Annotated in this window: 27 protein-coding genes; 11 read left to right on the top strand and 16 right to left on the bottom strand. The window is 76.4% G+C overall.

Annotated features, from left to right (window positions below; genetic code table 11):
• Window positions 1-3: 3 nt before the first annotated feature.
• On the top strand, window positions 4-2040 hold the full coding sequence (locus tag AC07VC_RS13020; protein ID WP_494674993.1) for a hypothetical protein: 2037 nt from the start codon (window positions 4-6) through the stop codon (window positions 2038-2040).
• A 49-nt stretch (window positions 2041-2089) separates the two neighbouring features.
• On the opposite strand, the gene AC07VC_RS13015 is transcribed toward AC07VC_RS13020, so the two are convergent.
• Window positions 2090-2386 carry a hypothetical protein gene (locus AC07VC_RS13015; protein WP_494674994.1) on the bottom strand — a complete coding sequence of 99 codons (297 nt, stop codon included), beginning with the start codon at window positions 2384-2386 and terminating at the stop codon, window positions 2090-2092.
• Window positions 2387-2583: 197 nt separating this feature from the next.
• On the opposite strand from AC07VC_RS13015, the gene AC07VC_RS13010 reads away from it, so the two are divergent.
• A complete protein-coding gene (locus AC07VC_RS13010; protein WP_094114950.1) occupies window positions 2584-3513 on the top strand; it encodes an AEC family transporter in 930 nt (309 codons plus the stop codon).
• Window positions 3514-3562: 49 nt separating this feature from the next.
• Here AC07VC_RS13010 and AC07VC_RS13005 read toward each other — a convergent pair whose 3' ends face one another.
• The 3 genes from AC07VC_RS13005 to AC07VC_RS12995 all read right to left on the bottom strand — a co-directional run bounded on the left by AC07VC_RS13005 (window position 3563) and on the right by AC07VC_RS12995 (window position 5543).
• Window positions 3563-3721, bottom strand: coding sequence for a hypothetical protein (locus AC07VC_RS13005; RefSeq protein WP_172407153.1), 159 nt, complete (start codon window positions 3719-3721; stop codon window positions 3563-3565).
• Window positions 3722-3882: 161 nt separating this feature from the next.
• A complete protein-coding gene (locus AC07VC_RS13000; RefSeq protein WP_494674995.1) occupies window positions 3883-4575 on the bottom strand; it encodes a DJ-1/PfpI family protein in 693 nt (230 codons plus the stop codon).
• A complete protein-coding gene (locus AC07VC_RS12995; protein WP_494674996.1) occupies window positions 4572-5543 on the bottom strand; it encodes an NAD-dependent epimerase/dehydratase family protein in 972 nt (323 codons plus the stop codon). Before AC07VC_RS12995 ends, AC07VC_RS13000 begins: the two co-directional genes overlap by 4 nt.
• 55 nt (window positions 5544-5598) lie before the next feature.
• Between AC07VC_RS12995 and AC07VC_RS12990 the strand changes: the two genes are divergently transcribed.
• On the top strand, window positions 5599-6126 hold the full coding sequence (locus AC07VC_RS12990; RefSeq protein WP_494674997.1) for a GrpB family protein: 528 nt from the start codon (window positions 5599-5601) through the stop codon (window positions 6124-6126).
• Window positions 6127-6382: 256 nt separating this feature from the next.
• On the opposite strand, the gene AC07VC_RS12985 is transcribed toward AC07VC_RS12990, so the two are convergent.
• The 4 genes from AC07VC_RS12985 to AC07VC_RS12970 all read right to left on the bottom strand — a co-directional run bounded on the left by AC07VC_RS12985 (window position 6383) and on the right by AC07VC_RS12970 (window position 9756).
• On the bottom strand, window positions 6383-7132 hold the full coding sequence (locus AC07VC_RS12985; protein WP_494674998.1) for a hypothetical protein: 750 nt from the start codon (window positions 7130-7132) through the stop codon (window positions 6383-6385).
• 63 nt (window positions 7133-7195) lie between these two features.
• Window positions 7196-8059, bottom strand: coding sequence for an endo alpha-1,4 polygalactosaminidase (locus AC07VC_RS12980; protein ID WP_494674999.1), 864 nt, complete (start codon window positions 8057-8059; stop codon window positions 7196-7198).
• A gap of 9 nt (window positions 8060-8068) precedes the next feature.
• Window positions 8069-8506 carry an ASCH domain-containing protein gene (locus tag AC07VC_RS12975; protein WP_494675000.1) on the bottom strand — a complete coding sequence of 146 codons (438 nt, stop codon included), beginning with the start codon at window positions 8504-8506 and terminating at the stop codon, window positions 8069-8071.
• Complete coding sequence (locus AC07VC_RS12970) at window positions 8503-9756, bottom strand: WD40 repeat domain-containing protein (protein ID WP_494675001.1); 1254 nt, start codon at window positions 9754-9756, stop codon at window positions 8503-8505. The genes AC07VC_RS12975 and AC07VC_RS12970 overlap by 4 nt, the downstream gene beginning before the upstream one ends.
• A gap of 293 nt (window positions 9757-10049) precedes the next feature.
• On the opposite strand from AC07VC_RS12970, the gene AC07VC_RS12965 reads away from it, so the two are divergent.
• Window positions 10050-10958, top strand: coding sequence for an SDR family oxidoreductase (locus AC07VC_RS12965; protein WP_317231152.1), 909 nt, complete (start codon window positions 10050-10052; stop codon window positions 10956-10958).
• A 61-nt stretch (window positions 10959-11019) separates the two neighbouring features.
• Here AC07VC_RS12965 and AC07VC_RS12960 read toward each other — a convergent pair whose 3' ends face one another.
• On the bottom strand, window positions 11020-11598 hold the full coding sequence (locus AC07VC_RS12960) for an MOSC domain-containing protein (RefSeq protein WP_494675002.1): 579 nt from the start codon (window positions 11596-11598) through the stop codon (window positions 11020-11022).
• Window positions 11599-11709: 111 nt separating this feature from the next.
• Here AC07VC_RS12960 and AC07VC_RS12955 point away from each other — a divergent pair, with 111 nt between their 5' ends.
• Both AC07VC_RS12955 and AC07VC_RS12950 read left to right on the top strand, forming a co-directional pair.
• Complete coding sequence (locus AC07VC_RS12955) at window positions 11710-13401, top strand: sensor histidine kinase (protein ID WP_494675003.1); 1692 nt, start codon at window positions 11710-11712, stop codon at window positions 13399-13401.
• 288 nt (window positions 13402-13689) lie between these two features.
• Complete coding sequence (locus tag AC07VC_RS12950; protein ID WP_494675004.1) at window positions 13690-14367, top strand: Hpt domain-containing protein; 678 nt, start codon at window positions 13690-13692, stop codon at window positions 14365-14367.
• A 165-nt stretch (window positions 14368-14532) separates the two neighbouring features.
• Here AC07VC_RS12950 and AC07VC_RS12945 read toward each other — a convergent pair whose 3' ends face one another.
• The 6 genes from AC07VC_RS12945 to AC07VC_RS12920 form a co-directional block, all read right to left on the bottom strand.
• Window positions 14533-15435 carry a response regulator transcription factor gene (locus AC07VC_RS12945; RefSeq protein ID WP_494675005.1) on the bottom strand — a complete coding sequence of 301 codons (903 nt, stop codon included), beginning with the start codon at window positions 15433-15435 and terminating at the stop codon, window positions 14533-14535.
• Window positions 15436-15565: 130 nt separating this feature from the next.
• Window positions 15566-16213: a hypothetical protein gene (locus AC07VC_RS12940; protein ID WP_494675006.1), complete on the bottom strand. Its 648-nt coding sequence runs from the start codon at window positions 16211-16213 to the stop codon at window positions 15566-15568.
• A 50-nt stretch (window positions 16214-16263) separates the two neighbouring features.
• Window positions 16264-17100 (bottom strand): exodeoxyribonuclease III, encoded by an 837-nt coding sequence (locus AC07VC_RS12935; RefSeq protein ID WP_104344009.1) that lies wholly within the window; start codon window positions 17098-17100, stop codon window positions 16264-16266.
• Window positions 17101-17169: 69 nt separating this feature from the next.
• Window positions 17170-17616: a hypothetical protein gene (locus AC07VC_RS12930; protein ID WP_494675007.1), complete on the bottom strand. Its 447-nt coding sequence runs from the start codon at window positions 17614-17616 to the stop codon at window positions 17170-17172.
• Window positions 17613-18365: an Asp23/Gls24 family envelope stress response protein gene (locus AC07VC_RS12925; RefSeq protein WP_494675008.1), complete on the bottom strand. Its 753-nt coding sequence runs from the start codon at window positions 18363-18365 to the stop codon at window positions 17613-17615. Before AC07VC_RS12925 ends, AC07VC_RS12930 begins: the two co-directional genes overlap by 4 nt.
• The gene (locus AC07VC_RS12920; RefSeq protein ID WP_494675009.1) at window positions 18362-18916 is read right to left on the bottom strand and encodes an RNA polymerase sigma factor; all 555 of its coding nucleotides are present in this window, start codon (window positions 18914-18916) and stop codon (window positions 18362-18364) included. Before AC07VC_RS12920 ends, AC07VC_RS12925 begins: the two co-directional genes overlap by 4 nt.
• A 132-nt stretch (window positions 18917-19048) precedes the next feature.
• Between AC07VC_RS12920 and AC07VC_RS12915 the strand changes: the two genes are divergently transcribed.
• The 4 genes from AC07VC_RS12915 to AC07VC_RS12900 all read left to right on the top strand — a co-directional run bounded on the left by AC07VC_RS12915 (window position 19049) and on the right by AC07VC_RS12900 (window position 23593).
• On the top strand, window positions 19049-19510 hold the full coding sequence (locus AC07VC_RS12915; RefSeq protein WP_494675010.1) for an Asp23/Gls24 family envelope stress response protein: 462 nt from the start codon (window positions 19049-19051) through the stop codon (window positions 19508-19510).
• 103 nt (window positions 19511-19613) lie between these two features.
• Window positions 19614-20549, top strand: a complete 936-nt coding sequence (locus AC07VC_RS12910) for an NAD(P)-dependent oxidoreductase (RefSeq protein WP_317231102.1) — start codon at window positions 19614-19616, stop codon at window positions 20547-20549.
• A gap of 66 nt (window positions 20550-20615) precedes the next feature.
• The gene (gene pyrE, locus AC07VC_RS12905) at window positions 20616-21170 is read left to right on the top strand and encodes an orotate phosphoribosyltransferase (protein WP_317231101.1); all 555 of its coding nucleotides are present in this window, start codon (window positions 20616-20618) and stop codon (window positions 21168-21170) included.
• Window positions 21170-23593, top strand: a complete 2424-nt coding sequence (locus tag AC07VC_RS12900) for a septum formation family protein (RefSeq protein ID WP_494675011.1) — start codon at window positions 21170-21172, stop codon at window positions 23591-23593. Before pyrE ends, AC07VC_RS12900 begins: the two co-directional genes overlap by 1 nt.
• A 67-nt stretch (window positions 23594-23660) precedes the next feature.
• On the opposite strand, the gene AC07VC_RS12895 is transcribed toward AC07VC_RS12900, so the two are convergent.
• Window positions 23661-24458, bottom strand: coding sequence for an HAD-IIA family hydrolase (locus AC07VC_RS12895; RefSeq protein ID WP_063072793.1), 798 nt, complete (start codon window positions 24456-24458; stop codon window positions 23661-23663).
• Window positions 24459-24588: 130 nt separating this feature from the next.
• Here AC07VC_RS12895 and AC07VC_RS12890 point away from each other — a divergent pair, with 130 nt between their 5' ends.
• Window positions 24589-25494 carry a metallophosphoesterase gene (locus tag AC07VC_RS12890; RefSeq protein WP_494675012.1) on the top strand — a complete coding sequence of 302 codons (906 nt, stop codon included), beginning with the start codon at window positions 24589-24591 and terminating at the stop codon, window positions 25492-25494.
• The last annotated feature ends 110 nt before the right edge of the window (window positions 25495-25604 follow it).

The raw sequence follows: 25604 nt of genomic DNA, 5'->3' as shown, positions 1-25604 counted from the left end.
CCGATGACGCGCATCACCATCACCCGGACGGCGGCCGCGCTCGCGGCCGTCGCCCTCGCCGCCGGGGGCCTCACGGCCGCCGGCGCCGCCGCGGCGCCCCGAGCGCACGCGGCCCCCGCCGACGGCGCACCGCTCACGAGCACGGCGCACCTCGACTTCCTGCTCGACCAGGCCACGCCGAGCCCCGTCGCCGGCCACACGACCTACCGTCTGGCCGAGGAGCCCGCGCTCACCATGCCGTGGACCTACGCCGACGCCCGGCCCGGCGGCGCCTTCGCGCGCGTGGGCGGCGGGCCGCTGGATCCCGTCACGGGCGACTGGGGCCAGGGCGCGTACAACACGGACGACATCTCCCGCGCCGCGGTGGTCTACGTGCGCCACTGGCAGCAGACGGGCGACACCGCGAGCCGGGAGCGCGCCTACGAGCTCCTCCGCGCCCTCGCCTACTTCCAGACCACCACCGGCGACGACGCCGGCAACGTGATCCTCTGGATGCAGCCCGACGGCGACTTCAACGAGAGCCCCGAGCCGGTGGAGCTGCCCGACCCGTCGGACTCCGGCGACAGCTACTGGCTGGCACGCAGCCTGTGGGCGTTCGGGGAGGGCTACGCCGCCTTCGCGGACGAGGACCCGGCGTTCGCCGCGTTCCTCCAGGACCGCCTGCAGCTGGGCGTCGCCGCGGTCGACCGGCAGTCGCTCGCGGAGTACCCGCGATACGGCACCGCGGACGGGAAGCGCGTCCCGCTGTGGCTCATCGCCGACGGCGCCGACGCCACGAGCGAGGCCGTGCTCGGCCTCTCCGCCTACCTCGAGGCCGCCCCGGACGACACCGGCGTGGAGGACGCCCTCGGGAAGCTCGCCGAGGGCGTGGCCGTCATGGGCGCTGGCTCCGCGACGGCCTGGCCGTACGGCGCCGTGCTGCCGTGGTCGCTCAGCCGCTCGAACTGGCACGCGTGGGCGTCGCAGATGCCCGCGTCGCTCGCCCGCGCCTCCGACGCGCTCGGCCGCGCCGACCTCCTGGCACCGGCGGTCGCCGACACCGCCGGGTTCACCCCGGTGCTGCTCACCTCGAACGGCCCCGACAACGGCTGGATCCCCACGCCCACGGACCGCGTGCAGATCGCCTACGGCGCCGACAGCCGGCTCCAGTCGCTGCTCGCCGTCGCGGACGTCGGCGACCGACCCGGGCTCCTCCCGCTCGCGGGCATGACGGCCGCGTGGTTCTTCGGCGCCAACGCGTCCGGCGAGCCCGTCTACGACCCGGCGACGGGCGTGACCTACGACGGCGTCCAGCCGGACGGGACCGTCAACCGCAACAGCGGCGCCGAGAGCACCATCCACGGCCTCCTCGCGATGCTCGCCCTCGACGCCCACCCGGAGGTGCGCGCGCAGGCGCTCGGCTCCGCGGAGGTCGTCGCCCGCGACGGGCTCCGGATGGTCGAGGCCGAGACGGCCGCGTCGACCACGGGCACGGTCATCACGCCGGAGTCGTCGTGGACGGGGGAGGCCTCGATCAGCGGATCCCTGCTCGCGCTCGCCAAGGGCCAGGCGGCCGTGCTCGACATCGGCTCCTCCGACCGGGCGCGCATCGTCGAGCCGGTGACCCTGCGGGACGCCGGAGAGGCGCCGATCTCGGTGTGGAAGGCCGGATCCTCGCCCCTCGGTGCCCTGACCGGTCGCGCCGCACCCGAGGGCGTGAGCGCCGGGACGGGCACCCTGCTGCCGCAGCAGCTCGCCGCGTCCGCGCCCGCGGGAGCGACGACCGTGCGCGTGACGGGCTCCGCGGGCGTCACCCGACTGGACGGCGTGCTCGTCCGGCCGGTGGTGTCGCGGCTGGCGCTCGACGGCACCGCCGGCGCGAGCGAGCTGCTCGTCTCCGGATCCCGGATCCGCGAGACCGCCGTGGTCGGCACGGCGGGCGAGCGCGTGCGCGTCGACGTGTTCGGGTCCGACGGCCGGCTCGTCGCGTCGACCACGCAGGCGGGCGGCACCACCGCGAACGTGCGGCCCGGCGGCTTCACCGTGGTGACCCGGGGCTGACGAGCGCCGCGGCGGGCGCGTGCCGTCCGTCGCGGCCCGTCCGGCCGGGTCAGTCGCGGCGCGGGCGCCGCACCATCCCGACCGCGGTGATGCCCGCCGCCGCCAGCGCGATCGCGAGCAGGGTCGGGAAGGGCAGCTCCTCGGCGGACATGCCGAGCGCGGTGCCGGCCGCGGCATCCGCGCCCGGTGCGGGAGCCTCGGCGGCGGACGCGGCGGACGCGGTGGCCGCGGACGCCGTCGCGCCGAACGCGGGGACCGCCGGCAGGACGGATCCGCCGACGGCGCTCGCGAGGGCGAGCGCGAGGACGATGCGCGAGTGCGGGCGGCGGCGGGTGGGGAGTCGCATGTGGTCCTGGCGGGAGGGCGCCGGTGGGACCCGGCGGGGACGGTGGGTCGCGGGCGCGACGCGGCCGACGCTAGGCGGGCGGGATGACGCGACGGTGACCGGGTGCCGTCCCCGCGTCGAACGGCAGGGGTCCCGCCCGGCGTCGGCAGCGGGCCGCCCGCCCGTAGGCTGGCAGGACGCGGGCGAGGGGAGACCGGATGATCGGGGTGCTGACCGGGTTCGCCATCATCGGCTTCATCATCGCCGTGGGCTACGCCGTCGGCCGCTCCGGCATCGCTGGGCCGGGTGCCCAGCACTCGCTCAACCGGGTCGCGTTCTTCGTCGCGACGCCCGCGCTGCTGTTCACCGTCCTCGCCGAGGCCGACCTGCACGTCGTGTTCTCCGCGTTCCTGCTCGCGTCGGCCAGCGCGGTCGCGGTCTCGGCGCTCCTGTACCTCGTGATCGCGCGGATCCTGTTCCACCGGCCGGTCGCGGAGACCACCATCGGCGCGGCGTCCGCGAGCTACGTCAACGCGAACAACATCGGCCTGCCGGTCGCGATCTACGTGCTCGGCGACGCCCAGCTCGTCGCGCCCGTGCTGCTCCTGCAGCTGCTGGTGCTGGCGCCGACGACGCTCACCATCCTCGACATCTCCAGCCGCGGATCCGCCTCGGTGGTCGGGATCCTCACCCAGCCGCTGCGGAACCCCATGATCATCGCGTCGATGCTCGGCATCCTCATCGCGATCACCGGGCTCGAGATCCCGGACGCGGTCTACGAGCCGTTCCGCCTCATCGGCGGCGCCGCGATCCCCATCGTGCTGATGGCGTTCGGCATGTCGCTCGTCGGGCGGAAGCCGCTCGCGCCCGGATCGGGGCGCCGCGAGATCGTGGTCGCCTCGGCGATCAAGACGGTCGTCATGCCGCTGGCGGCGTTCCTGCTCGCGCGGTTCGCCTTCCACCTCGACGCGGAGCAGACGTTCGCGGCGACCGTGATCGCGGGCCTGCCGACGGCGCAGAACATCTTCAACTTCGCGTCGCGCTACGACCGCGGCGTGGTGCTCGCCCGCGACACCGTGCTCATCACCACGGTCGCGTCGATCCCGGTGCTGCTGGTGATCGCGGCGCTGCTCGCGCCCGGCACCTGAGGCAGTGCGGGCGCGCGCGACCTCCGGGACCGGACGGGAGCCGCGTGCGCTAGCGGCGGCGGGTCGCCGCGGCGCGCTGGGCGGCGCGCTTCTGCGAGCGCTTGGCGAGCTGCGCCTTGCCCTTGGCCATGGCGGCCTTGCCCTGCCGGCTGCGCAGGAAGCGGCGGATGACGGGGACGGCGACGAACAGGAAGCGGATCAGCGGCATGGTGCTCCTCGGGGGATCTGCGCGGACCGGTGGATCCCCGCTCCTCGACCCTGCCAGGTCCGCGCCCGGACGACCGGGCCGGGGCGGGATCCGGCGGGGAACGGCCAGGCGGTCGTCCCCCGTCGCCCGCCTCCCCCGTCGCCCGGCTCGCCGGCGGGCGCTCAGCCGACGTCGCCCCGCCGCCCGGCCGCGCGCTCCACGGCCGGGCCGCGGTCGCGCCGCGCGTCGGCCGAGGCGCGCTCCACCTGCGCCGGGTCGGCGCCGGGCCGGGACGGGTGGCCCGCGTCGAAGGGCGGCTGCGGGTCGTACTCGAGCGTCAGCTGGATGGACCGTGCCTCGGCGTCGCCCGCGATCTCCGCGGCCAGCACGAGCGCCGCGTCGATGCCGCTCGTCACGCCGCCGCCCGTGATCAGGGTCCCGTCGCGCACGACGCGCTCCGCCACGGGCGTCGCGCCCAGCAGCTCCAGCAGCGGATGCGAGGCCCAGTGGGTCGTCGCGCGGCGACCGCGGAGGAGCCCGGCGGCCCCGAGGACGAACGCCCCCGTGCACACGCCGAGCACGTGGCGCGCCGCGGCCGCCTGCCGCGCGACGAACGCCACGACCTCGGGATCCTCCATCGCCTCGAACGCGCCGCGTCCGCCCGGCACGAGCAGCACGTCGGCCGGCGGGGCGTCCGCGAGCGTCGTCGTGGGCAGGAGGGAGAACCCGCTGTCCGTCGGCACGGGCTCGATCCGGTGCCACGCGACGTCCACCACGGCCCCGGGCAGCCGGGAGAGCACCTGCAGCGGACCGGTGAGGTCGAGCTGGGTCACGTGCGGGAAGACGAGGGCGACGATGCGGAGCGGGCCGGTCATGATCCGATGGTGCCGGACGCGCGGCGCGATCCGTCGCGGATCCAGGCGACCTCGTCCCGCAGCAGCCGGGCGCCCGTGCCCGCGGGGGCGTATCCGAGGGCGAGCGCGGCGCGCATGTCGAGGACGAACGGGTGGCTGGCCCGCCACGGGTGCCCGCCGCCCTCCGCGCCGGGCTCGAGCAGGCGCACGCGGCCCCGCCAGCCGAGCTCGTCGGCGATGACCGCGACGATCTCCCGGGCGGTGAGCGGATCCGGGTCGGCCGCGTTGAGGATCCGCGCGCCGGGCACGTCGGCCACCCGGGCGATGAGGGCCGCCGCGTTCGCCGCCGCGGTGAGGTGGTCGACGGACGCGCCGCGGTCGGCGAGGTCGAGGGTCGCCGCACCCGCCGTCATCCGCTCGACGATGCCGCGCGTGCGGGCGTCGCGCGCCCACCGGCCGTGCACCTTCGACGGGCGGATCACGGTGACCGGCAGGCCGCTGTCGAGCGCGGCACGCTCCACGGCCGCCTTGGCGGGCGCGTAGCCCTCGCGGGTCGCGGGGTCGACCCCCGGATCCGCGGGCGGCAGGGTGGGGTTCGACTCGGGCACCGGGACGGGCAGGCGCGGCGGGGCGTCGCCGTTGACGTGCCGGCCCTCCGCGTCGACGTAGACCGCGCGGGACGACGCGACCACCACGGATCCGGCCGCCCGCATCGCCGGGAGGAGCGCCTGCACGTCGGCTGCGGTGAAGGCCACGAGGTCGACGAGCAGGTCCACGCCGTCGCCGACCACGCGCTCGACGCCGCGGACGTCGTGGCGGTCGATCGCGTGGAACCGCACGCCGAGGTCCGCGAGCTCGGCGGGCATGCCGCGCGGATCCCGGCCGGTGACGTCGACGGACCAGCCGGCGCGAGCCAGGTGCGCGGCGGTGGCCCCGCCCATGGCCCCGGTGCCGCCGAGGACGAGGGCGCGCCGCGCGGAGGAGGACATGGTCGTCGAGCCTAGGCGCGGGCGCAGCTGCGGCGCGCTCGGTAGGGTGGCGCCGATGATCCGCCTCGAGGAGCACCGCCCGGAGTGGGCGGCGGCGTTCCGCGCCGAGGCGGCCCGGGTCCTCCCGGCGGCAGGAGCATCCCTCACCGCCGTCGAGCACATCGGCAGCACCGCCGTGCCGGGACTCCGCGCCAAGCCGGTCCTCGACCTCGCCGCGCGGGCGGCACCCGGCCTCGACCCGCGGGTGCTCGACGCGCCGTTGCGCCTGCTCGGGTACGCGCGGCACCGTACCGGCCCGAGGAACCACGACGTGCACGTCCGGTCGGCGGACGGCGTGCGGACGCACATCCTCCACGTGTTCGACGCCGAGTCCTGGGAGACCTGCCCGCAGCGCCTGTTCCGCGACCGGCTTCTGCGCGACGCGGACGCCCGGCGCCGCTACGACGCGCGCAAGGCGGAGCTCGCGGCGACGGCGGCCGACGGTCGCGCCTACACCGCCGGGAAGCAGGCGCTCGTGGAGGAGATCGTGAACGCCGAGCGCGCCGACCGCGGCCTCCCGCCCGTCCGCGTGTGGGACAAGTGAGGGGCGCGGCAGCCGGCTGACGGGGACGCGCTGGCGGCAGGCGGGGGCCCACCCGCGGCGGCGGCGGGCTCCCGGCAGGCGGGCATGAGGCCGCGGGGGCGGCGGTGGTGGAGAGCTCCGGAAATCGAACCAGACGAGGCGCCCCGATAGGCGCGCTCCCCGAACGGGCATCACCGTAGCGGATCCGGCTGGGCGTCGGCGCCGGGATCGCAGGTCCGGGGATCGCCTGCTCCGGCGCCACCGGGGAGGGGAGGCGTCAGCGTGCGGCGACCCGGACGCGGACGGGGCCGCCCTCGTCCTCGAACAGGAGCGTGGTGCCCACCGGGTACGCGGCCCGCAGCTCCGCGGACGCGTCGTCCGCGACCACGACCGCGACGCGCGCGGCGACGGATCCGGTCCCGCACGCCGACGGACCCTCGACCGAGCCGTCCGGGGCCGACGCGCCGACCGTGAGGCACGCGGCGTCGGGCTCGGCCGGCGCGGGGACCGTCCACGCGGCCGGATCGGCGGCGTCGCCGGGATCCACCGGCACGCGGGCCACCGTCAGCCCGTGGAAGCCCGCGACGGCCGTGCCGGGGATCACCGAGCCGGTGTCGACGGAGAGGTAGGTCGCGCCGTCGGGCTCCGGGAGCAGCTCGAGGTCGAGGACGGCGACCGTGGCGCGGTCGTCGTCGAGGGCCCACGCCGTGATCCCCGTGGCGAGCACGGCGGCCACGACCACGGACGCGGCCCACGGGAGCGCGATGCCCCAGCGCGTGGAGGTGCGGGTGCGGGTCCGCGGGCGGGTGCGTGCGCGGGGCTCGTCCGAGCGGATGGGCGTGTCGGGCACGGGAGTCGCATCGGGCGCGTGGGACGGCTCATGCGCGCCGCGCCTGGGCGCTTCGCTCGCGTCCCGCCCCTCGAGCTCGCGCAGGCGCTCGAGCGCGGCCGCGTCCACGGTGTCGCGGCCCGGCCCGAACACGCGGCGCCGCAGCTCGGCGATCTCGGCGCGCCGGTCGTCGTCCATGCCGCATGGTGTCACGCCGGGCCGGGCTCCGCGACGCCGCCGGCCGTGGACGGCCCGCTCCGATCAGCAGGCGGCGCGGTCGTACCCGTCCTCGCCCGCGGGCACGAGGTCGCGGTCGCGCACGACGGCCCGGGGCGCGGGATCCAGCGCCCGGGTCCGCGCGCACGCCCCCTCGGCGGTGTCGCGCAGGTCGTCCACGTACTCGACGTCGAGCACGTGCGGGCCGTAGACGTCCGTGAACGCGGTGCACTCGTCCCAGCGGTCGCACTCCTCGGCGATGGCGAGGTCGAAGCCGGCCTCGTCGCGGCCCCGCGTCCCGAGGTCCGCGGCGTTCTTCTGCGCGACCGCGAGGCCCCGGCCGTGCGCGTGGTCCACGAGGAGGGCGGCGAGCGCCAGCGCGTCGTCCGCGTCGAGGGCGCCCGCGGAGCGCGTCCACGAGTCGAGGTTGTCCAGCTCCACCGCCCGGTGGCCGGCGGCGGCGCACCGGTCGATCGTCGTCGCCTGCCGGGCCGCGACGGCGGCGCGCTTCGCGGGGGTCGAGGCGTCGAGGAGGTGCTCGTCGGGCCAGCCGGGATCGACGAGCGGCCCGTCGTCGCCCTGCAGCAGGAGGTCGTCGGGCCAGCTCGCGCCCGGCTGGGTCTGGAAGGCGTTGACGTAGCAGATGCCGTACGTCCCGGCGGCGGGTCCCTCGGTGCTGTCGCGGACCACGATCCCCGCGCCGTCGGGGACGGGGGAGGAGCCGCCGAGCTGGTAGTCGAACGCGGCGTCGACGGGCGGCAGGGCGACGCCGGATGGGCGGGCGACGTCGGACGGGCGGGCGTCGACGTGCGACGGGGCGACGTCGGCGGCCGTGCCCGCCGACGAGCAGCCCGCGAGGGCGACGGCCAGGGCCGCAGCCGTCAGGAGGACGGTCGGACGGCGGCGCATGATGCGACCCTAGGCGCCGGTCCCCGCTCGGCCGACCACGCGGAAGCGCTCCAGCACCACCTCGATGCCGTCGTCGAGCGCGAACCCGTCGGGGAGCCCCGCCACGAACTCGGCCGAGGTCCAGAACGCCTCGTGCCCGGCGCGCCACTCGGCCACGGTCGTGAAGCCCTCGCCCTCGTCGACGGCGTGGGCGAGCGGCACGTCGGCGAGTCGCGCGATCGCCACGTCCGTCGTCTCGACCACGAGCACGGGGAGCCCGTCGGAGTCGATCACCGTGCCGCGGGATCCGACGACGGGCAGCTCCTCGTCGTCGGCCGCGTACTGCACCAGCAGCGAGCTGGTCGAGGTCTTCGCGCCCGACGCGATCGCCGCCACGAGGCGGTCGCGCAGCGGCCCGGGGAAGGCGTACTCCACGAGGGGGAGCGCGGGGTCGGGCGTCGTCGTCATGGACCGATCGTAGGAGCGCCGCGACCCGCGGGCCGGGGGCGCCGGGCCAGGAGGCGGACCACGAGCGCCGCGATCCCCGCCAGCAGCGCCACCTGGAGCGGCGCGAGCGGCGCCGCGCCCGCCGGGCCGCTCGTCGCCCACCGGCCCGCGAGGTCGCGGGCGAGGTCCACGGAGCCCAGGGCCGCCCCGGTCAGCGGGTCCTGCGCGTAGGCGGCGACGGTCCGCGCGACCGGCTCCTCGGCGCCGGGACGCACGTCGACGACGTCGATGCGGGAGCCGTCGTCCTCATCCTCCTGGGTCGAGTGCACGAGGACGTGCTCGTCGTCGCGCCAGCCGATCACGGACGAGGAGGGGCCGTCGAGCGCGACCTCGCGCGCGCCGACCGCGCCGTCGGACACGGAGACGACCTGCAGCGCGCGCTCCTGCCCGACCACGGCGATCGACGTCCCCGACGGCGACCAGGCGTCGTCCCCGAGCGGGCCGGCCAGCCGCTCCCGCTCGTGGCGGATGCGGCCGTCCTCGGCGTCGAGGACCACCATGGCGTCCTCGGTGTCGACCGCGACGAGCGCCCCGTCGGGCGAGATGGCGGCCGAGGTGACGGGTCCGGGCAGCTCGTACGGGGTGAGGCGGGAGGTCGTGAGGTCGAGGAGGGCGAGCTCCCCGCGCAGCTCGAATGCGGGATCCGCGTACCGGCTGAGCTCCTCGCCGCTCGTCAGCAGCAGCACCCGCCGTCCGGACGCGTCGATGCTGAGGGGGACGGCGCTGCGCCCGGCGCCCACCGCCACGCTCGTGGTGTCGAGGCTGCCGAGGTCGACGACGTCGACGCTGCCGTCCCGGCCCTGCCCGCCGACGACGACGAACGTGCCGTCCGCGGAGAGGAGGGACTGCGCGGGGTCGCCCTGGTCGGCGGGGATGCCGCGGTCCTCGGCCGCGGCCAGGCGCCGGTAGGTCGCCGCGTCGGCGCCCAGCACGACCGACTGCGGGAGGTCGCCGAGCTCGACGCCGAAGCCGTTCTGGTACAGCATCGTCGCGGCCTCGATCTGCGCCGGCGCGAGATGCGGCGTCCACCACGAGTACGACGCGATCCGCTCGGGGAACGCCACCGCCCCCGCCGGCGCCGCGGGCGCCTCGGTCAGCGGGGCGAGCAGGGCGGCGGTCGCGAGCGCGGTCACCAGGGGGAGCGCGACGCCGCCGACGAGGTCCCTCCGGGGGCCGGGGGCCGGGCGCCTGCCGGCGGGGAAGCCTGCCATGCCCCGAGGCTACGGCCGGGTCCGCCGATGCCACCGGCCGTTCACCCGATGGCCACGGACCGTGCGGATCCCGTGGTCGCGACGCACGCGCGGGCCGCGCACCCGGCCGATCCCGGCGCCGTCACGGCGGCATCGGACACGCACCGGCCACGGCGGGGGGCGCCTCCGGATCCTCGGCGCCCGACTGCCGCGCGGGCCGCGACCCGTCAACCCCCTCCGAGCCTCGGGACGCTCGCGGCCGTCCGGGCCAGGGTGGAAGGCGACCCCCGATCCCCTCCAGGAAGGCGCAGCGCATGAGCGAGATCCGCAACGGCGGCAACCAGTACGAGATCCAGGACCCGATCGCGCAGTACCCCTCCCCGCCGTTCCCCCAGCAGGAGCAGACCGGCGCGGGCGACGAGAAGCGCTTCGAGCCGACGCCCGACCACGGCCAGGACAGCTACGTCGGCTTCGGCCGGCTGACGGGCCGCAAGGTGCTCATCACGGGCGCCGACTCCGGCATCGGCAAGGCCGTCGCCATCGCGTTCGCGCGCGAGGGCGCCGACATCGCCCTCAACTTCCTCGACGAGGAGCTCGAGGACGCGCGCGACACCGCGTCCACGATCGAGGCGGACGGCCGGAAGGCCGTGCTCGTGCCCGGCGACATCTCCGACGAGACCACCTGCCAGGACCTCGTCCAGGCCGCCGTCGAGGGCCTCGGCGGCCTCGACTGCCTCGTGATGGTGGCGGGCTACCAGCGCAACGAGGACGACATCCTCGACCTCGAGACCGCGCAGCTCGACCGCACGCTGAAGACCAACGTGTACTCGCTGTTCTGGCTGAGCAAGGCCGTGCTGCCGCACCTGCCGAAGGGCGGGAGCATCATCACGACCAGCTCGTCCCAGGCGTACCAGCCGAGTGCGGACAAGATCGACTACGCGGTCTCCAAGGGCGCCATCCGCAACTTCACGCAGGGGCTCGCGCAGCAGCTCGCGCCGAAGGGGATCCGCGTCAACTCGGTCGCGCCCGGCCCGTTCTGGACCGTGCTGCAGCCCGTCGGCCAGTCCGCGGAGGACGTGGAGGAGTTCGGGTCCCAGTCGGTCTACGGACGTCCCGGCCAGCCGGCGGAGATCGCGGCGACGTACGTGTTCCTCGCCAGCCAGGAGTCGAGCTTCACGAGCGGCGAGACCATCGCGGTCACGGGCGGCACGCCCGTCCACTGACCGGTCGCGTGTGCCGCGGTCGCCGGCCGCGGTCGTGCAGGGGACGGCGCGGGCGGGTGCGTCAGAACAGGCGCGTCGCGCCCGCGTCGGCGTCCGGACGCGGGTCCTCGAGCGGGCGCTCGGTGCGCAGCACGGCGGGGCCGACCGTGAGGATCCCGTCGCCGAGCGGCTCGCAGCGCACCCCGCCGCGCCCCCGCAGCGCGCGGAACGCCCCGGGCGCGAGCATCACGTCCATCCACGCGCACGGGTTCGCCGGCCGGTGGCCCTGGAACTCCACGGGCCCGTCGCCCGAGTCGAGGCTGAAGCGCATGCCCCGCAGCCGGTCGGCGTCCACTCCGCGGAGGAGGACGTTGCGGCGGGTGTCGACGGGATCCAGGCCCGCCTCGACGCCGAGCTCGCGGGCGACGCGCTCCACCGACTCGACCGCCATCACCGTGACGGCCGCCGTGCGGTGCGCCCGCTGGCCGAAGTAGCGGTCGCCGACGATGCCGAGCCCGGCGCGGATCCGCACGGACCTGCGGGAGGGCGGCTCGCCCGGCTCGTCCCGGGGCCCGTCGGCCGGGCGCCCCTCCAGGCGGTGCACGGGGGACGCGACGAGATGCGCGATCTCCACCCGGTGCTCGTGCGGGAGGTCGCTCATCAGGGAATCGTACGCGGATCCCCATATCACGGGGTACGCCGGCCCCGGGCGGATCGTCCACGCGCGGTTAGTATCGACGAGCGGCACGGGGACGCCGCATCAGGGGGTCACGTGGGCGAGCAGGCTCCCACCGTCGTGCGGCGCGGCCCTCTGGCGCGCGCGCAGTCGGCGTTGCGCAGCATGACCTTCTCCAAGCCGCTGCACGCGCAGCTGCCCTTCATCCTGAGCCTCGCCGTGGTCGGCGTCGTCGCGGGCGCGGGCGACCTCGCCGCCGTCGCGGACCCCGGCTTCGTGGCGGGCACGATCGTCGCGGCGCTCGTGACCATCGTCGCGGCCGTCCTGCCCTGGGAGCGCATCGCGTCCGAGTGGGTGGCCGTCCTCCCCATGCTCGACTTCGCGGCGCTCGCGCTCTGCAACGACGCGATCGGCGTCCAGGTGCCCTCGACCGCGTTCCTCATCGTCTTCCCCGTCATCTGGCTCGCCTACGCCTTCGCACTGCACGTGCTGTGGCTGGGCGCCATCGGCACGGCCGCGGTGCTCGCGCTGCCCATCGTCCGCTCGGGGGAGCTCCCGGAGGGCACGACCGGCTGGTCGCACATCGTGGTGCTGCCCGTCGTGATGCTCCTCGTCGCCGTGGCGGTGAACCTCCTCGCCCAGCAGCTGTTCCGGCAGCACGCCCGCCTCGGGGAGATGCAGGCGGCGCTCACGGACACGCTCGTCGACCTGCGGGAGCGCAACTCCGTAATCGACGGCGTGCTCGAGGCGATCGACGACACGGTGGTCGTCCTCGACGCCGAGGGGCGCATCACGCAGCGCAACCGCGCCGCCCGCGAGCTCATGGCGCTCGCCGACCCGGTGGACCGGGAGGACCCGAGCCTCGGCCGGTTCGTCTACGAGGAGGACCGCACCACGGTCGTCCCGCCCGAGCGCCAGCTCGTGGCCCGCGCCCGCGCCGGCGAGGTCGTTGCCCGAGAGGTCTACTGGGTCGGCGACGGCGGGGCCCAGAAGGCCGTGCTCGCCTCCCTGTCCCCGCTCGTGGACCCCGACGGCCGCCCGTTCGGCACCGTCATGGTCAGCACCGACGTGACGGCGCTCGCGCTCGCGGTCTCCGAGCGGGAGGACTTCGTGGCGAGCGTCTCGCACGAGCTGAAGACGCCGCTCACGTCGATCCTCGGGTACGTGGAGCTCATCGCCGACGACCTCGTCGAGGACGACGTCGACGACCGCATCACCGCCGCCCGCCTCGCGATCGTGGAGCGGAACGCCCAGCGCCTCCTCGGCCTCATCGGCGACCTGCTCACGGCGGCGCAGCACCGCCTCGCCGTCAACCGCAACCTCGTCGACGTGGGCGAGATCGTCGAGAACGCCCTCGACGTGATCCGCCCGCACGCCCAGGCGAACGGCGTCGCGCTGGTCGAGCCGGACTACCAGGAGCTCGTCGCCGAGGTCGACGCCGTGCGGATCGGCCAGGTCCTCGACAACCTGCTCAGCAACGCCGTGAAGTACACGCCCGAGGGCGGCACCGTCACCACCGAGCTCGACGTGGACGGGGAGCACCTCCGGCTCTGCGTCTCCGACGACGGCGTCGGCATGTCGGCGGAGGACACGGCGCAGCTGTTCACGCGCTTCTTCCGCACCAGCTCGGCGCGCGCGAGCACGGTCGCGGGCGTGGGGCTCGGCCTCAGCATCACGCGCTCGATCGTGGACGCGCACGACGGCACGATCGAGGTGGAGAGCGCCGTCGGCGTCGGCACCACCATGCGCGTGCGGCTGCCGCTGCGGGTCGTCCCGGACGCCCGGTAGCTCCGAAGGCACAGGCCCCGCGCCGCCGCGCCCCCATGCCGCGGAGGACTTGAGCCGATCTTGTGACCACCTTGATCGGATCCCGCATGCGTCGCTGCCAGGCTCACTCGATGACGGGGAGATCCCCGTCCGACACGAGCGATCGAAGGACCGGATGACCTCCCACGACCACCCCGCGAGCGGCACCCGAGCCGCGCGCACCGGGTGCCGTACCGGGTCCACGGATGCGCGGCCGGTACCCGACGGCAGCCTCCCCGGTCCTTCCGATCGTCTCGTCGGCGGCCGGGCATGAACGCCCAGGTCGCGCGCGCCCCGCAGATCCCCCCGCTCCTCGACGTCCGCGTCCTGGAGCAGCTGCTGGTCGAGCTGTCGGACGAGCCCGCCCCCGTCCGCCTGTCCGTCGTCCCCGCGACGGACGCCCCCGCTCCGCCTCCCGGTGTTCCCGCACCGGAGGGCGTGACCCCGCCGCGCGGCCACCCCGAGCCGCGCCGCGGGAACCCGTCGTCCGGATCCCCCCGTCCGGACGACCGCCTCGCGACCCGTGGTGCCCCCGCACCCGGTCGTGGGCAGGCGCCGGCCGGATCCCCCCGTCCGGTCGGCGCCCCACCCGCTCCCCGCGCCGAGGCCGCCCGCCCGGCCGGGCTCACCGACGGGCAGCACGCCTGCGTCGACTTCCTCCGCTTCTTCGTCGACCTCTGGCCGACCCGGTGGGAGCGCCTGGACGGCGCGGTGCGCTCCGGCGACCGCCAGGCCGCGCTCGACGCGTGCCTGAGCGTCAAGAGCTCCGCCGCGATGGTGGGCGCCCTCCGCCTCAGCGGACTGGCCGGCCAGCTCGAGCGCGCCATCCGCGCGGCCGACCAGGCCGGATCCCGCGCGCTCCTCCCCGAGCTCGCCGAGGTGGGCGAGCGCAGCATGGATGCGATGCGCTCCTGGCTCCGCGCGGAGGCGGGGAACCCACCCGACTAGACCCGTGCGCGCGGCCGACCCGACGGGCGACGCGCACGCCCGCCCGGCCCCCACGACAGGCCGGACGGATCACGGGAGCGGGATCCCACCCGAAGGGACCCCGATCCACGGCGCAGCTGCCGCGGGACCGCCCGGCCCCGCGGCAGCCCGCGCTCGGGTGACGCGCTAGTCGCGCGCCGGCGCGAGCCGGTAGCCCACGCCGCGGACCGTCTGGATCCACCGCGCCTGGCGCGGGTCGTCGTGCAGCTTCCGCCGCAGGTTGCCGAGGTGCACCTCGACGGCGCGCTCCTCGGGCTCGGTCGACGAGGCGACGGCGTACGAGCCGCTGCGGATGTCGCGCACGAGGTCGCCCTTGGTGCGCACGCGCCCGCCGCTCGCGAGGATCGACGCGAGCAGGTCGAACTCGGTGCGCGTGAGGTCGACGGGCTCGCCGTCGACCGTGACCTGGCGGGTCCCCTCGTCGAGCTCCAGGCCGTTGTGGCGCAGGACGTCCGCGTCGTCCTCGGGCGCGGTCTCCGTGGGCAGGGCCGGCGACACCATGGTCGTCGTGGCGAACGCGGCCGGCTGCACGGGCTCCTCGGCCTCGGGCGCGGATGCGCTCTCCGAGGCGTCCGGCGCCGACGCCGGCGTCGACGGATGCGCAGGCGCCGGTGCCGCGGTGCCGCCGGCGGGTGCGCCTGCCGGGGCCTCGCCGCCGCCGCGCGGCCGCCGCATCATGGCCGAGATGCGGGCGCGGAGCTCGCGCGGGCGGAAGGGCTTCACGATGTAGTCGTCGGCGCCGGCCTCGAGGCCGAGCAGGGTGTCGACCTCCTCGCCCTGCGCGGTGAGCATCACGATGTAGGCGTCGCTCACCAGCCGGATGCGGCGGGCGGCCTCGAAGCCGTCGAAGTCCGGCAGGCCCACGTCGAGCGTGATGACGTCCGGCGCGACCTCCTCGGCCAGCCGCACGCCCTCCGTCGCGGTGCCCGCGGAGTGCACGGCGAAGCCGCCCTGGCGCAGGACCACCTCGAGCAGCTGGCGGATGTCGCCGTCGTCCTCGATGACCAGAGCCACACGTCCGCTGTCCACTACCGCCCCCTCGCATGCCGCACGCGCGGCCGTCCCCCCGGATCCGCGACAGGCGCGCCGGAGATCCCACGCTAGCGGAACGACGGGGTCGCGCCGCCGCGACGGACGGGGGCGGGGCGGACGCCCGGGATCAGGTCAGGGGCGAGGAGCCGGGCACGGCGACGAGCACGATCACGGCGCCGAGGACGTAGGCCGCCAGCGACGCGCCCAGGCCGATGGCGAGCACCAGCCACGGCCGGGTGCGCCCGCGCAGCAGCCCGACGAGGGCCACGATCAGGGCGATGCCCGTGAGCATCAGCGGTCCCGCGACGGAGAGCGCGTAGCCGACGGTGAAGAGGGAGTCGTCGCAGACGTAGGCGTCCACGTCGCACGCGTCGGTGACGAAGATCAGCCCGAGGCCGAGCGCGGCGATGGACCCGCCGACGACGGCGGCGACGAGCATCGCGACGAGCGTGGTGACGAGGACCCGGCGATCGAGCCGTCGGACCCAGCGGGGCACCCAGTCGGGTCCGGCCGGGTCCTCCTCGTGGTCGGCGCGGTCCCGGGCGCGGTCGGCACCGTCGCGGGCACGGTCGCCCCGGTCCGCGCGGCGGCCGTCGTCGTCCGGGCCGTCGACCCCGTCGCCGGACCGGTCGCGTGCGGGACGCCGGGGGAGGGACGGCAGCGCGACCCGGGGCAGCTCCAGCAGGCGCCGGGTGCGGGCCGCCGGGGCGGCGGAGCGGCGTCCCCGGGCGGCGCGGCGGCCGCGCTGCGGGGTCGCGTCGTCGTCGGGGGTCACGGCTCGAGACTACGGGGCGTGCCCTGTGCGGCCGTCATCGACCGCGGGGATCAGAAGATCATGGGGCGGTCGTCGTCGAGCTCGGTCTCGACGTCGAGGTCCACGGCCACGGGCACGTGGTCGCTCGGGCCGTCGCCCTTGCGCTCGTCGCGGTGGATCCGCGGCGCGCTCACGAGCTCCTGGAACCGGTCGGACCCGAGGATGAAGTCGATCCGCATGCCCTCGTCCCGCGGGAAGCGCAGCTGCTGGTAGTCCCAGTAGGTGTAGCCCTCGGGGATGGAGGGCCGCACGACGTCGGCGAGGCCGGCCTCCAGGAACGCGGCGAAGGCGGCCCGCTCCGGCTCCGAGGTGTGCGTCTTGCCCTCGAACAGCCGCGGGTCCCAGACGTCGGTGTCGAGCGGGGCCACGTTCCAGTCGCCCATGAGCGCGAGCGGGGTGTCGGGATCCGCGGCGAGCCAGGCGCGCGTGTCGGCGGCGAGCGCGGCGAGCCACTCCAGCTTGTACGAGTAGTGCGGGTCCTCGAGCGAGCGGCCGTTGGGAACGTAGAGGCTCCAGAGCCGCACCCCCTCGACGGTCGCGCCCATGGCGCGCGCCTCGAGCGGCGGGAGGCCGGACGCGTCGGGCTTGCCGAAGCGCGGCATCCCCTCGAACGTCGTGGTCACGTCCTCCAGCGGCAGGCGGCTCGCGATCGCGACGCCGTTCCACTGGCTGAGCCCGTGGACGGCGACCTCGTAGCCCGCCTCCTCGAACGCCGCCGTCGGGAACTGCTCCGGCTTGCACTTGATCTCCTGCATGGCGAGCACGTCGACGTCCTCGCGGCCGAGCCAGTCGACGACGCGGCCCACGCGGGTGCGGATGGAGTTGACGTTCCAGGTGGCGACGCGCATGCGTCCACGGTACCGGGAGCCGGCGGCGGGGCCGTCCGCGGGCGGGCGTCCCGCAGGCGGTGCGGGCCGTCAGCCGATGCTGCCGACGCGGATCGTCACGGTCGCGACCGCCGCGGCCTCCGCGCCGACGGACTCGACCAGGCGGGCGCGGATCGCGTCGACGGCGGCGCGGGCGGTGTCGCTGGCCCGGGCGTCTGCGTCCACCGCGATGGAGGCCTGCACGAGCACGGTGCCCTCACCCGTCTCCACGGTGACGAGACGCTCGGCGACGTCGGATCCGCCGCCCATCGCGCCCTCCACCACGTGCTGCGCCACGAGCAGCACGGGCGAGCGCGGGGCGTACACGTCGGAGACGCCCGCGACGCCGCGGAGCGCGGCCGTGAGGTCGCGGGACAGGTCGCCCGGCGCGGGGAGCGGGACCGGCGCGGGCGCGGGCGTCGCGGCGACGACCGGCACGGGCGCGGGCCCTGCGGCGGGCACGTCGGCCGGGGTCGCCGTCACGTCGTCGAGGCTCATCGTCCCGCCTCCCCGCCCGGCGCCGGTCGCGCCTGCACGTCGACCACGGTCACGTCGATGCCCTCGACGCGCAGCTCGGTGTGCCGCAGCAGCGCCGCGTTCACCCGCTCGCGCACGCGCTGCGCCAGCTCGGGGAGCGGATCCCCCCACACGACGCTCATGGTGAGCGCGACCCGCACGGGCGCCCCGGGCACGGTGACGTCGCCGTCGAGGGTGCAGCGCCCGATGAGGACGCCGGGGACCTCGTCGCCGGCCTGGCGGACGAGGGTGCGGACGGCGCCCTCCGTCAGCGCGAGGCTCACCGAGGGGTCCGGGTGGGAGAGGGGGATGTCGCGGCCGGCGCGGGACTCCCGGCTGATGTGGGAGAGCACGCCGCGGAAGAAGTCGTCGCCGGGCGCCTCCGCCTCGTCGGCCTCGACCTGCACGAGCTCGCGGCCGAGGTCGCGCATGTGCTCGAGGGCGCGGAGCGCGTTGCGGGCCTCGGGGTCGTCCTCGTAGGCGGCGATGCGCGGGGAGCGGCCGCCGTCGAGGTAGTCGGCGAGCGCGGCCATGTCGAGGGGCGCGCCCTCGGGGTCGTGCGCGGGATCCGCGTCGGGGGCCGGCAGCACCGGCTCGGCGGAGGCGGTGGGAGCGGGAGCCGCCGACGGCGTCGGGTCGGCGGGCGGCGTGCGGGGCACGCCGGGCTGCACCGGCTCGGCGGGGCCCGCGGGCAGGCGCTCCCCGGGATCGCCCGGTCCGGTGCCTGTCATCGCCACGCCTCCATGCTCGTCATCACCGCGGTGCGCGCCCGGGAGAGCCGGCCGCGCACGGTCGAGGGCGTCGTGCCCAGGCGCTCCGCGATCTCCTCGTACGAGAAGCCTCCCACCTCGCGCAGCATCCACACCTCCCGCTGCTCGCCCGGCAGCGCATCCAGGACACCCGCCAGCGCGCGCATCTGGGACGACGTCTCCGCGTCGCGCTCCGGCGACGTGAGCCGGTCGGCGATCTCGTGGTCGTCGATGTCGTCCACGGGTCGGCGGGCGCGGATCCGGTCGATGGACTTGCGGCTCACGATCTGCAGCAGCCAGCTCTTCACGCGGTCGGGCTTCTCCAGGGTCGGCAGGCGGTCCCACGCGGTGATGAGCGCCTCCTGCACGGCGTCGTCCGCGTCGGCCCGGGAGCCCGTCAAGCGGATCGCGAACGCGCGCATGTAGGGGACGTGCCGGCGCACCAGCACCTCGAACGCCCGCGCGTCCCCGTCGGCGGCGCGCTCGGCGAGGATGCCGTCGCCCGCGTCCTGCAGCGAGGAGGAGAGGGCCATGCCGTACCTCCGTGTGCGCTGGGAGAACCGGGGGATCCGGGACCGGTCCGTGACGAACGGCCGCGGCCCTGCGTCGCATCCATGATTACCACAGCAGCGCCCGTCCGACGGGCACCCACGAGGAGGAACCGCATGAGCGACACGAACACCAGCACTCCCGCCGACGTCACCCGCGTCGCCCCCGCGACCACGGGGATCGCGACCGGCACCGTCCTCGCCGAGGGCGACACCACGGTCACCGACGGCGTCATCGCCAAGGTCGCCGGGCTCGCCGTCCGCGACATCCCCGGCGTCCACGCGCTCGGCGGCGGCGCGGCCCGCGTCATCGGCCAGCTCCGCGACCGCATCGGCCAGACCGACCTCACGCAGGGCATCGCCGTCGACGTGCAGGATGCGGGCGTGGCCTTCCAGGTGACCCTCGTCGCCGAGTACGGCGTGCCCCTCCAGGACGTCGCCGCCGAGGTGCGCGCCGCCATCTCCGAGGCCGTCCGCGAGCTCGTCGGACGTCCTGTCGCGCGCGTCGACGTCACGGTCGCCGACATCGTGCTGCCGGGCGAGGACTCCGACGACGAGGCCGCGGTGCCCGCCGTCTGATCCGCTCCACCTCGTGACGACGGGCCGCCGGTCGCGCGACCGGCGGCCCGTCGCGCCGTGTCGCGTCCGTGGAGCTCCCATCCCGCGGGCGTACCGTCGGGGGATGACCGACGACACCGCTGCCGTGCCCGCATCCGCCCCCTCGACCGGCGGGTCGCCCCGCGTGGCGCTCCTCGGCACCGGCGTCATGGGCTCCGGCATGAGCCGCTCGATCCTCCGCGCCGGGCTGCCGCTCACCGTGTGGAACCGCAGCGCCGAGAAGGCCGCGCCCCTCGCGGAGGACGGCGCGACCGTCGCCGACGGGGCGGCCGACGCCGTGCGCGAGGCGGACGTGGTGGTGGTGATGCTCTTCGACGCGGACGCCGTGCTCGAGGTCCTCGCCGGGATCGCGCCGGCCCTCCCCGCCGGCGCCGTCGTCCTCCAGTCCAGCACCGTCGGCGTCGAGGGCACCCGGCGGATCGCCGCGCTCGCCGCCGAGCACGGCGTCCGCCTCGTGGACGCCCCCGTCCTCGGCACGCGCGGCCCCGCCGAGCAGGGCCTCCTCGTGCACCTCGTGTCCGGATCCGAGGACGACCTCGCCGTCGCCCGGCCCGTCCTCGAGGCGACCGGCTCGCGCACGGTGGTCGCCGGGTCCGAGCCGGGCGCCGGATCCGCGCTCAAGCTCGCGTGCAACGCCTGGATCGCCTCCATCACCGCCGCCACCGGCCAGTCGCTCGGCCTCGCCCGCCTGCTGGGCGTCGAGCCGCGCCTCTTCCTCGACGCGATCGCGGGCGGCGCGTCCGACACCCCGTACGCGCACCTCAAGGGCGGCGCGATGCTCGCCGGCGAGCTGGCGCCCTCCTTCGCGCTCGACGGCCTCCTGAAGGACGTGACGCTGATGCTCGCCGCGCTCGACGGCGCCGACGCGCACGACTTCGACACCGCCATGCTCGAGGCGCTCCGCGAGACGTACGCGGAGGCGTCCGCGGCCGGGCACGGCGGCGACGACGTGGCCGCCGTCGGCACCGTCTTCGGCCTGCCGACGTCCGCCGACCGCTGACCGGGTCGGCGCCCCGCCCGCCCGTCGCGCCGGGCCGGGCGGGTCCCCGCCCGTAGGATCGGCTCCGTGACGACCACCGACGCGCGCCAGCAGCTCATCGACCACATCACGAGGGACGCCGTGTTCCACGGCGACTTCACCCTGACGAGCGGCAAGAAGGCCACCTACTACGTCGACCTCCGTCGTGTGAGCCTCGACCACCGCGTCGCGCCGCTCATCGGCCGGGTCATGCTCGACCTCATCGCCGACGTGCCCGACGTCGCCGCCGTCGGCGGGCTCACCATGGGCGCGGATCCCATCGCCGCCGCGATCCTGCACCAGGGCGCCGCGGTCGGCCGCGGGTACGACGCGTTCGTCGTGCGCAAGGAGCCGAAGGACCACGGCCGCGGCCGCCAGGTCGAGGGACCGGACCTCGCCGGCAAGCGCGTCATCGTCGTCGAGGACACCTCGACCACCGGCGGCTCCCCGCTGAAGGCCATCGAGGCGCTCGAGAGGGTGGGCGCGGAGATCGCCGCGGTGGCCGTGGTCGTCGACCGCTCCACCGACGCCCGCGAGGTGATCGAGGCCGCCGGCCACCGGTACCTGTACGCGATCGGCCTCGAGGACCTGGGGCTCGCGTAGTGGCCGGGCAGGCGCCTCCCGGCGGCGGGTCGGGGAACGGCCGCGACGACGACGACCCGTTCGCGGTCCGTCCCGCGACCGACGCCGACCGGGAGCGCCCGGTCCAGCCGCTGGCGCCGATCGGCTGGGGCCGCACCGCGGACCGCGAGCCGGTGCCCGCGGGACGCGACGGCGCCGGTGACGACGCCGTCGACGCTGACGCTGACGCTGACGCTGACGATGCGGACGCTCCGGGCGCCGACGCCCGCGAGCCCGACCTGCGCGACGCGGGCGTGGATCCCGCCCCCGCGGACCTGCCGCCGACCGCCGACGGGGACATCCTCGCCGGCATCGTGCCGCTCGACCCGGCCGAGGACGACGGCCGCATCGCCCCGCTCGACCAGGTGGATCCGTCCTCCGGCACCCACGACGCCGACGCTCCCGTCGACGCGCCCGCACCCGAGCCCGACATCGCGGACGCCCCGTTCGACGCGGGCGGCCTCGACCTCCCCGACGAGCCCGGATCCGGGCGCGCCCCGGCGTCCGAGGACGGCGGGTCCGTCGAGCACGGCCGGCCGATCGAGCACGGCGAGCCGGCCGAGGTGCTGACCGGAGAGGTCGACGCGGATGCCGCACCCGCCGAGCCCTCGGTCGAGGAGCCGGCCGAGCTCGTGCTGCGACCGCTCGACGACGAGGACCGCGACGCGGTCCCGGCAGGCGAGTCCGACGACGCGCTCGTGGTCGACGCGGAGATCGTGGACGAGCCCGCCCCGGCCGCCGTCCCGGACGAGGACGCCGACGGGACGGTCGAGCTGACGCCGCTCCGCGACGCTCCCGCCGACGAGGACGCCGACGTGGTCGACGATCCCGCCGACCAGGCGGTCCGGCACCACGACGCCGCGGTGCCGCTCCTCGGCGTCGACGCCGCCCCCGCCGCCGCCGCCGACGGCGATGGCGACCTCTCCGACGGGCCCGCCGCCGATGGTGCCGCGGCCGCTGACGCGGACGAGGGCGACGCGGACGAGGACGACGCGGACGAGCCGGCTCCCGCCCCGCTCGCGCCGGCGGCCGCCGCGGCGCGCGCCGCGGCCATGGCCTGGGCATCCGGATCCGCTCCGCTCGCCGCCAGCCCGGCCCCGGCCGCCGCTCCTGCCGCTCCGGTGGTCACGGGCCGTGGCGCCGACGAACCCGCGTCCTCCCCGGACGAGCCCGGTGAGGCGCGCCCGGAGGCGCCTGCCGCGCCGGCGCCCGACCGCGAGGCTCGCCGGGACGAGGTCCCCGACGCTGCCACGACGCATCCGCTCGCCGCGGACGCGCACGACGGCCCGGACGCCGCCGACCGCGCCACCTCCGAGGACCGGGAGTCCGCACCCGCCGACGCGGGGGACCGGTCGCCGGCTCCCGAGGACGCCGGGCACCGGTCTCCCGACGCCGACGCCGAGGGCGATGACCGCGGCGACCGCGACGACCGCGGCGAGCCGGTGGACGCGCTGGCCCTCCTCTTCGGCGACGCCGCCGTCGAGTCGGATCCCAGCCGCGACGCTGACGCTGGGCATCCCGCCGACGCCGACGCCGACGCGGATGAGGACGACCGCACGCGCGTGCTGCCGGGCGCGGCAGCCACGGCGGCCGGTGCCGCCGCGGCGTCGACGCCCGCCGCCGCCGCCCCTGGCCCCGACCGCGACGCCCCCACGACCGCCGTCCCCGCCGCCGCACCCCACCCGTACGCCGCTGCGCGCCCTGCGCCGGTCCCGCCGCCCCCTGCGGTGCCGCCCCTGCCCTACCCGCCCGCCGGCGGCCCGATCCGCCCGGCCGCACCGGCCGCGTCGGCCGCACCCACCCCGCCTCCCGCATCCCCGCCGCGGGGTCCCCGCCGGACGGCCCTCTGGGTCGGCGGCGCCATCCTGCTCGTGCTCCTCCTCATCGGCCTGTTCTACCTGGGCCAGCGCCTCGGATCCGCCGCCGCCCCGGACGCGGAGCCCGTCGCGACCGAGACCGCCGAGGCGACGCCGACTCCCACCCCGACGCCGACGGATCCCGTCCAGGGGCCTGCGGCGGCGGGCGTCCAGGCGTGGGACGCGCTGCTCGGCGGGGAGTGCATCGAGCCGTACGCGACGCCGTGGGAGGAGGAGTTCACGGTCGTCGACTGCGGATCCGAGCACCACGCGCAGATGGTCGCCCGCGTCGCCCTGCCGCAGGAGGGCGACGAGTTCCCCGGCGAGGACGCCGTGCGCGACTCCGCCGACGAGCTCTGCATCGCCGACACGGTGATCGACTACGCCGCGGCGCGCGCCTACGACGACGTGCAGTACCAGTCGGCGTACCCGATCAGCCAGGACGAGTGGACGGCGGGCGACCGCGACGTCTACTGCTTCGTCTCGCGTGCCGGCGGCGGCACGTTCACCGGCACCATCGGCGTCCCGCAGCCGCCCGTCGTCCCCTAGCGGAGCGCGGGCGGCGTGCCGCGCACCGTCCGCGCGTCGCGCACCGGCGCCGCGAGGACGCAGCGCGTCAGAGCTCGGACTCGACCGGCTCCGGATCCAGCAGCTCCGTGACGCCCGACAGCACCTCGTCGGGACGGAACGGGTAGCGCTCGATCTCGGCGCGGTCGCTGATGCCCGTGAGCACGAGCACGGTGTGGAGGCCCGCCTCGATGCCCGCGATGATGTCGGTGTCCATGCGGTCGCCGATCATGCCGGTGCTCTCGGAGTGCGCCCCGATCTTGTTGAGGGCGGAGCGGAACATCATCGGGTTCGGCTTGCCGACGATGTAGGGCTCCTTGCCGGTGGCCTTGCTGATGAGGGCGAGCACCGCGCCGGTGGCCGGCAGCACGCCCTCGGCGCTCGGGCCCGTCGCGTCGGGGTTGGTCGCGATGTAGCGCGCACCGCCGTTGATGAGGCGGATCGCGCGCGTGATCGCCTCGAACGAGTAGTTGCGGGTCTCGCCGATGACCACGAAGTCGGGCTGCGTGTCGGTCATGATGAAGCCCGCCTCGTGCAGCGCCGTCGTGAGCCCGGCCTCGCCGATGACGAACGCGGAACCGCCGGGCATCTGCTGCTCGAGGAACGCGGCGGTCGCGAGCGCGCTCGTCCAGATCGCCGACTCGGGCACGTGCAGGCCGGATGCGCGGAGCCGCGCCGAGAGGTCCCGCGGCGTGAAGATGCTGTTGTTGGTGAGCACGAGGAAGGGCTTCCCCTGGTCCTGCCACTGCTGGATCAGCGCCGCCGCGCCCGGGAGCGCCTGGTTCTCGTGCACCAGGACGCCGTCCATGTCGGTGAGCCAGCAGTCCATCTCGTCGCGCGTCGCCATGGGGTTCCCTCTCGTCGTGCTGACGAGGCTACTGCCGCCGGGTGGACGCCCGCCGGGTCGCGACGGGCCGAGGCGCGCGCCCGATCGGACGGCGCTCCCCGGTGTCGGCGCGCCGCCGTAGGGTCGGCGCATGCACGCACTGCCGACCGGATCCCTGCGCCTCGTCCACCTCAGCGACACCCACCTGCTCCGCGACGGCGGGCTCCACCAGGGCCTCGTCGACACGGTCGCCGCCCTCGACCGCGTGCTCGTCGAGGCCGACCGCATCCCCCACGTGCGGCTCCTGGTCGGCTCCGGCGACCTCTCCGAGGACGGCACGTCGGAGTCGTACGCGCTGCTGCGCGAGCGGCTGGACCCGTGGGCCGCGCGCCGCGGCGCCGCCGTCGTGCTCGCCCCCGGCAACCACGACGTGCGGTCCGGGTTCCGCCTGGTGCTCGGCGACGGGCACGGCGGCCCCGGCACGGACGACGGCCGCGACCCGGCCGCGATCCCGCCCGTCGACGGCGTCACCGTCGTGGACGGCTGGCGCGTCGCGACCCTCGACACCTCGGTGCCCGGCAAGGGCTACGGCGCCCTCCGCGCGCAGCAGCTCGACGCGCTGCGGGAGCTGCTCGCGACCCCGTCCGAGCACGGCACGGTCCTCGTGCTGCACCACCCGCCGCTGCCCGCGCCGACCGCGCTGCACGAGTCGCTCGCGCTGCAGCGGCCGGACGTCCTCGCGGACATCGTGCGGGGGAGCGACGTGCGGGTCATCCTCTCGGGCCACTACCACCACCACGTCGTCGGCGCGCTGGCGGGCGTGCCCGTGCTGGTGGCCCCGGGCGTCGCGAACGAGACCGACGTGGCGGCGGAGCCGGGCACCGAGCGCATCGTGCGCGGGTCCGGCTTCCTCGTAGTCGACGTGCATCCGGAGGGCGGGGTCACCTCGGTCGTCGTCCGAGCGCACGCGGAGGGCGACGGGGACGAGGTCGCGCTGCTCGACGCGCAGCTCGTGCAGCGGATCATCGCGTCGTCCGGAGCGCCCGAGCCCGCGTGACGGCCGCTGCGCGGGCGCGGCCGGACATGAGGAGAGGGGGGGGGGGGGGGGGGGGGGGGGGGGGGGGGGGGGGGGGGGGGGGGGGGGGGGGGGGGGGGGGGGGGGGGGGG

This window comes from Clavibacter sp. GW821-FHT01D01 (assembly GCF_059422605.1).
The sequence above is the reverse complement of the archived record's forward strand: the minus strand, read 5'-3'. Positions and strand labels throughout refer to the sequence as shown.

Excerpts from the sequence above, each read along its gene's own strand:
- AC07VC_RS12895 (WP_063072793.1), bottom strand. The coding sequence starts at position 24,458 with ATGGCGACGCGCGACGAGATGGACTGCTGGCTCACCGACATGGACGGC.
- AC07VC_RS13000 (WP_494674995.1), bottom strand. The coding sequence starts at position 4,575 with ATGACCGGCCCGCTCCGCATCGTCGCCCTCGTCTTCCCGCACGTGACC.
- AC07VC_RS13005 (WP_172407153.1), bottom strand. The coding sequence starts at position 3,721 with ATGCCGCTGATCCGCTTCCTGTTCGTCGCCGTCCCCGTCATCCGCCGC.
- AC07VC_RS12920 (WP_494675009.1), bottom strand. The coding sequence starts at position 18,916 with ATGGCCCTCTCCTCCTCGCTGCAGGACGCGGGCGACGGCATCCTCGCC.
- AC07VC_RS12915 (WP_494675010.1), top strand. The coding sequence starts at position 19,049 with ATGAGCGACACGAACACCAGCACTCCCGCCGACGTCACCCGCGTCGCC.
- AC07VC_RS12980 (WP_494674999.1), bottom strand. The coding sequence starts at position 8,059 with ATGCGCCGCCGTCCGACCGTCCTCCTGACGGCTGCGGCCCTGGCCGTC.
- AC07VC_RS12990 (WP_494674997.1), top strand. The coding sequence starts at position 5,599 with ATGATCCGCCTCGAGGAGCACCGCCCGGAGTGGGCGGCGGCGTTCCGC.
- AC07VC_RS12925 (WP_494675008.1), bottom strand. The coding sequence starts at position 18,365 with ATGACAGGCACCGGACCGGGCGATCCCGGGGAGCGCCTGCCCGCGGGC.
- AC07VC_RS13020 (WP_494674993.1), top strand. The coding sequence starts at position 4 with ATGACGCGCATCACCATCACCCGGACGGCGGCCGCGCTCGCGGCCGTC.
- AC07VC_RS12935 (WP_104344009.1), bottom strand. The coding sequence starts at position 17,100 with ATGCGCGTCGCCACCTGGAACGTCAACTCCATCCGCACCCGCGTGGGC.
- AC07VC_RS12960 (WP_494675002.1), bottom strand. The coding sequence starts at position 11,598 with ATGAGCGACCTCCCGCACGAGCACCGGGTGGAGATCGCGCATCTCGTC.
- AC07VC_RS12985 (WP_494674998.1), bottom strand. The coding sequence starts at position 7,132 with ATGGACGACGACCGGCGCGCCGAGATCGCCGAGCTGCGGCGCCGCGTG.
- AC07VC_RS13010 (WP_094114950.1), top strand. The coding sequence starts at position 2,584 with ATGATCGGGGTGCTGACCGGGTTCGCCATCATCGGCTTCATCATCGCC.
- AC07VC_RS12995 (WP_494674996.1), bottom strand. The coding sequence starts at position 5,543 with ATGTCCTCCTCCGCGCGGCGCGCCCTCGTCCTCGGCGGCACCGGGGCC.
- AC07VC_RS12930 (WP_494675007.1), bottom strand. The coding sequence starts at position 17,616 with ATGAGCCTCGACGACGTGACGGCGACCCCGGCCGACGTGCCCGCCGCA.
- AC07VC_RS13015 (WP_494674994.1), bottom strand. The coding sequence starts at position 2,386 with ATGCGACTCCCCACCCGCCGCCGCCCGCACTCGCGCATCGTCCTCGCG.
- AC07VC_RS12890 (WP_494675012.1), top strand. The coding sequence starts at position 24,589 with ATGCACGCACTGCCGACCGGATCCCTGCGCCTCGTCCACCTCAGCGAC.
- AC07VC_RS12975 (WP_494675000.1), bottom strand. The coding sequence starts at position 8,506 with ATGACGACGACGCCCGACCCCGCGCTCCCCCTCGTGGAGTACGCCTTC.
- AC07VC_RS12965 (WP_317231152.1), top strand. The coding sequence starts at position 10,050 with ATGAGCGAGATCCGCAACGGCGGCAACCAGTACGAGATCCAGGACCCG.
- AC07VC_RS12950 (WP_494675004.1), top strand. The coding sequence starts at position 13,690 with ATGAACGCCCAGGTCGCGCGCGCCCCGCAGATCCCCCCGCTCCTCGAC.
- AC07VC_RS12970 (WP_494675001.1), bottom strand. The coding sequence starts at position 9,756 with ATGGCAGGCTTCCCCGCCGGCAGGCGCCCGGCCCCCGGCCCCCGGAGG.
- AC07VC_RS12910 (WP_317231102.1), top strand. The coding sequence starts at position 19,614 with ATGACCGACGACACCGCTGCCGTGCCCGCATCCGCCCCCTCGACCGGC.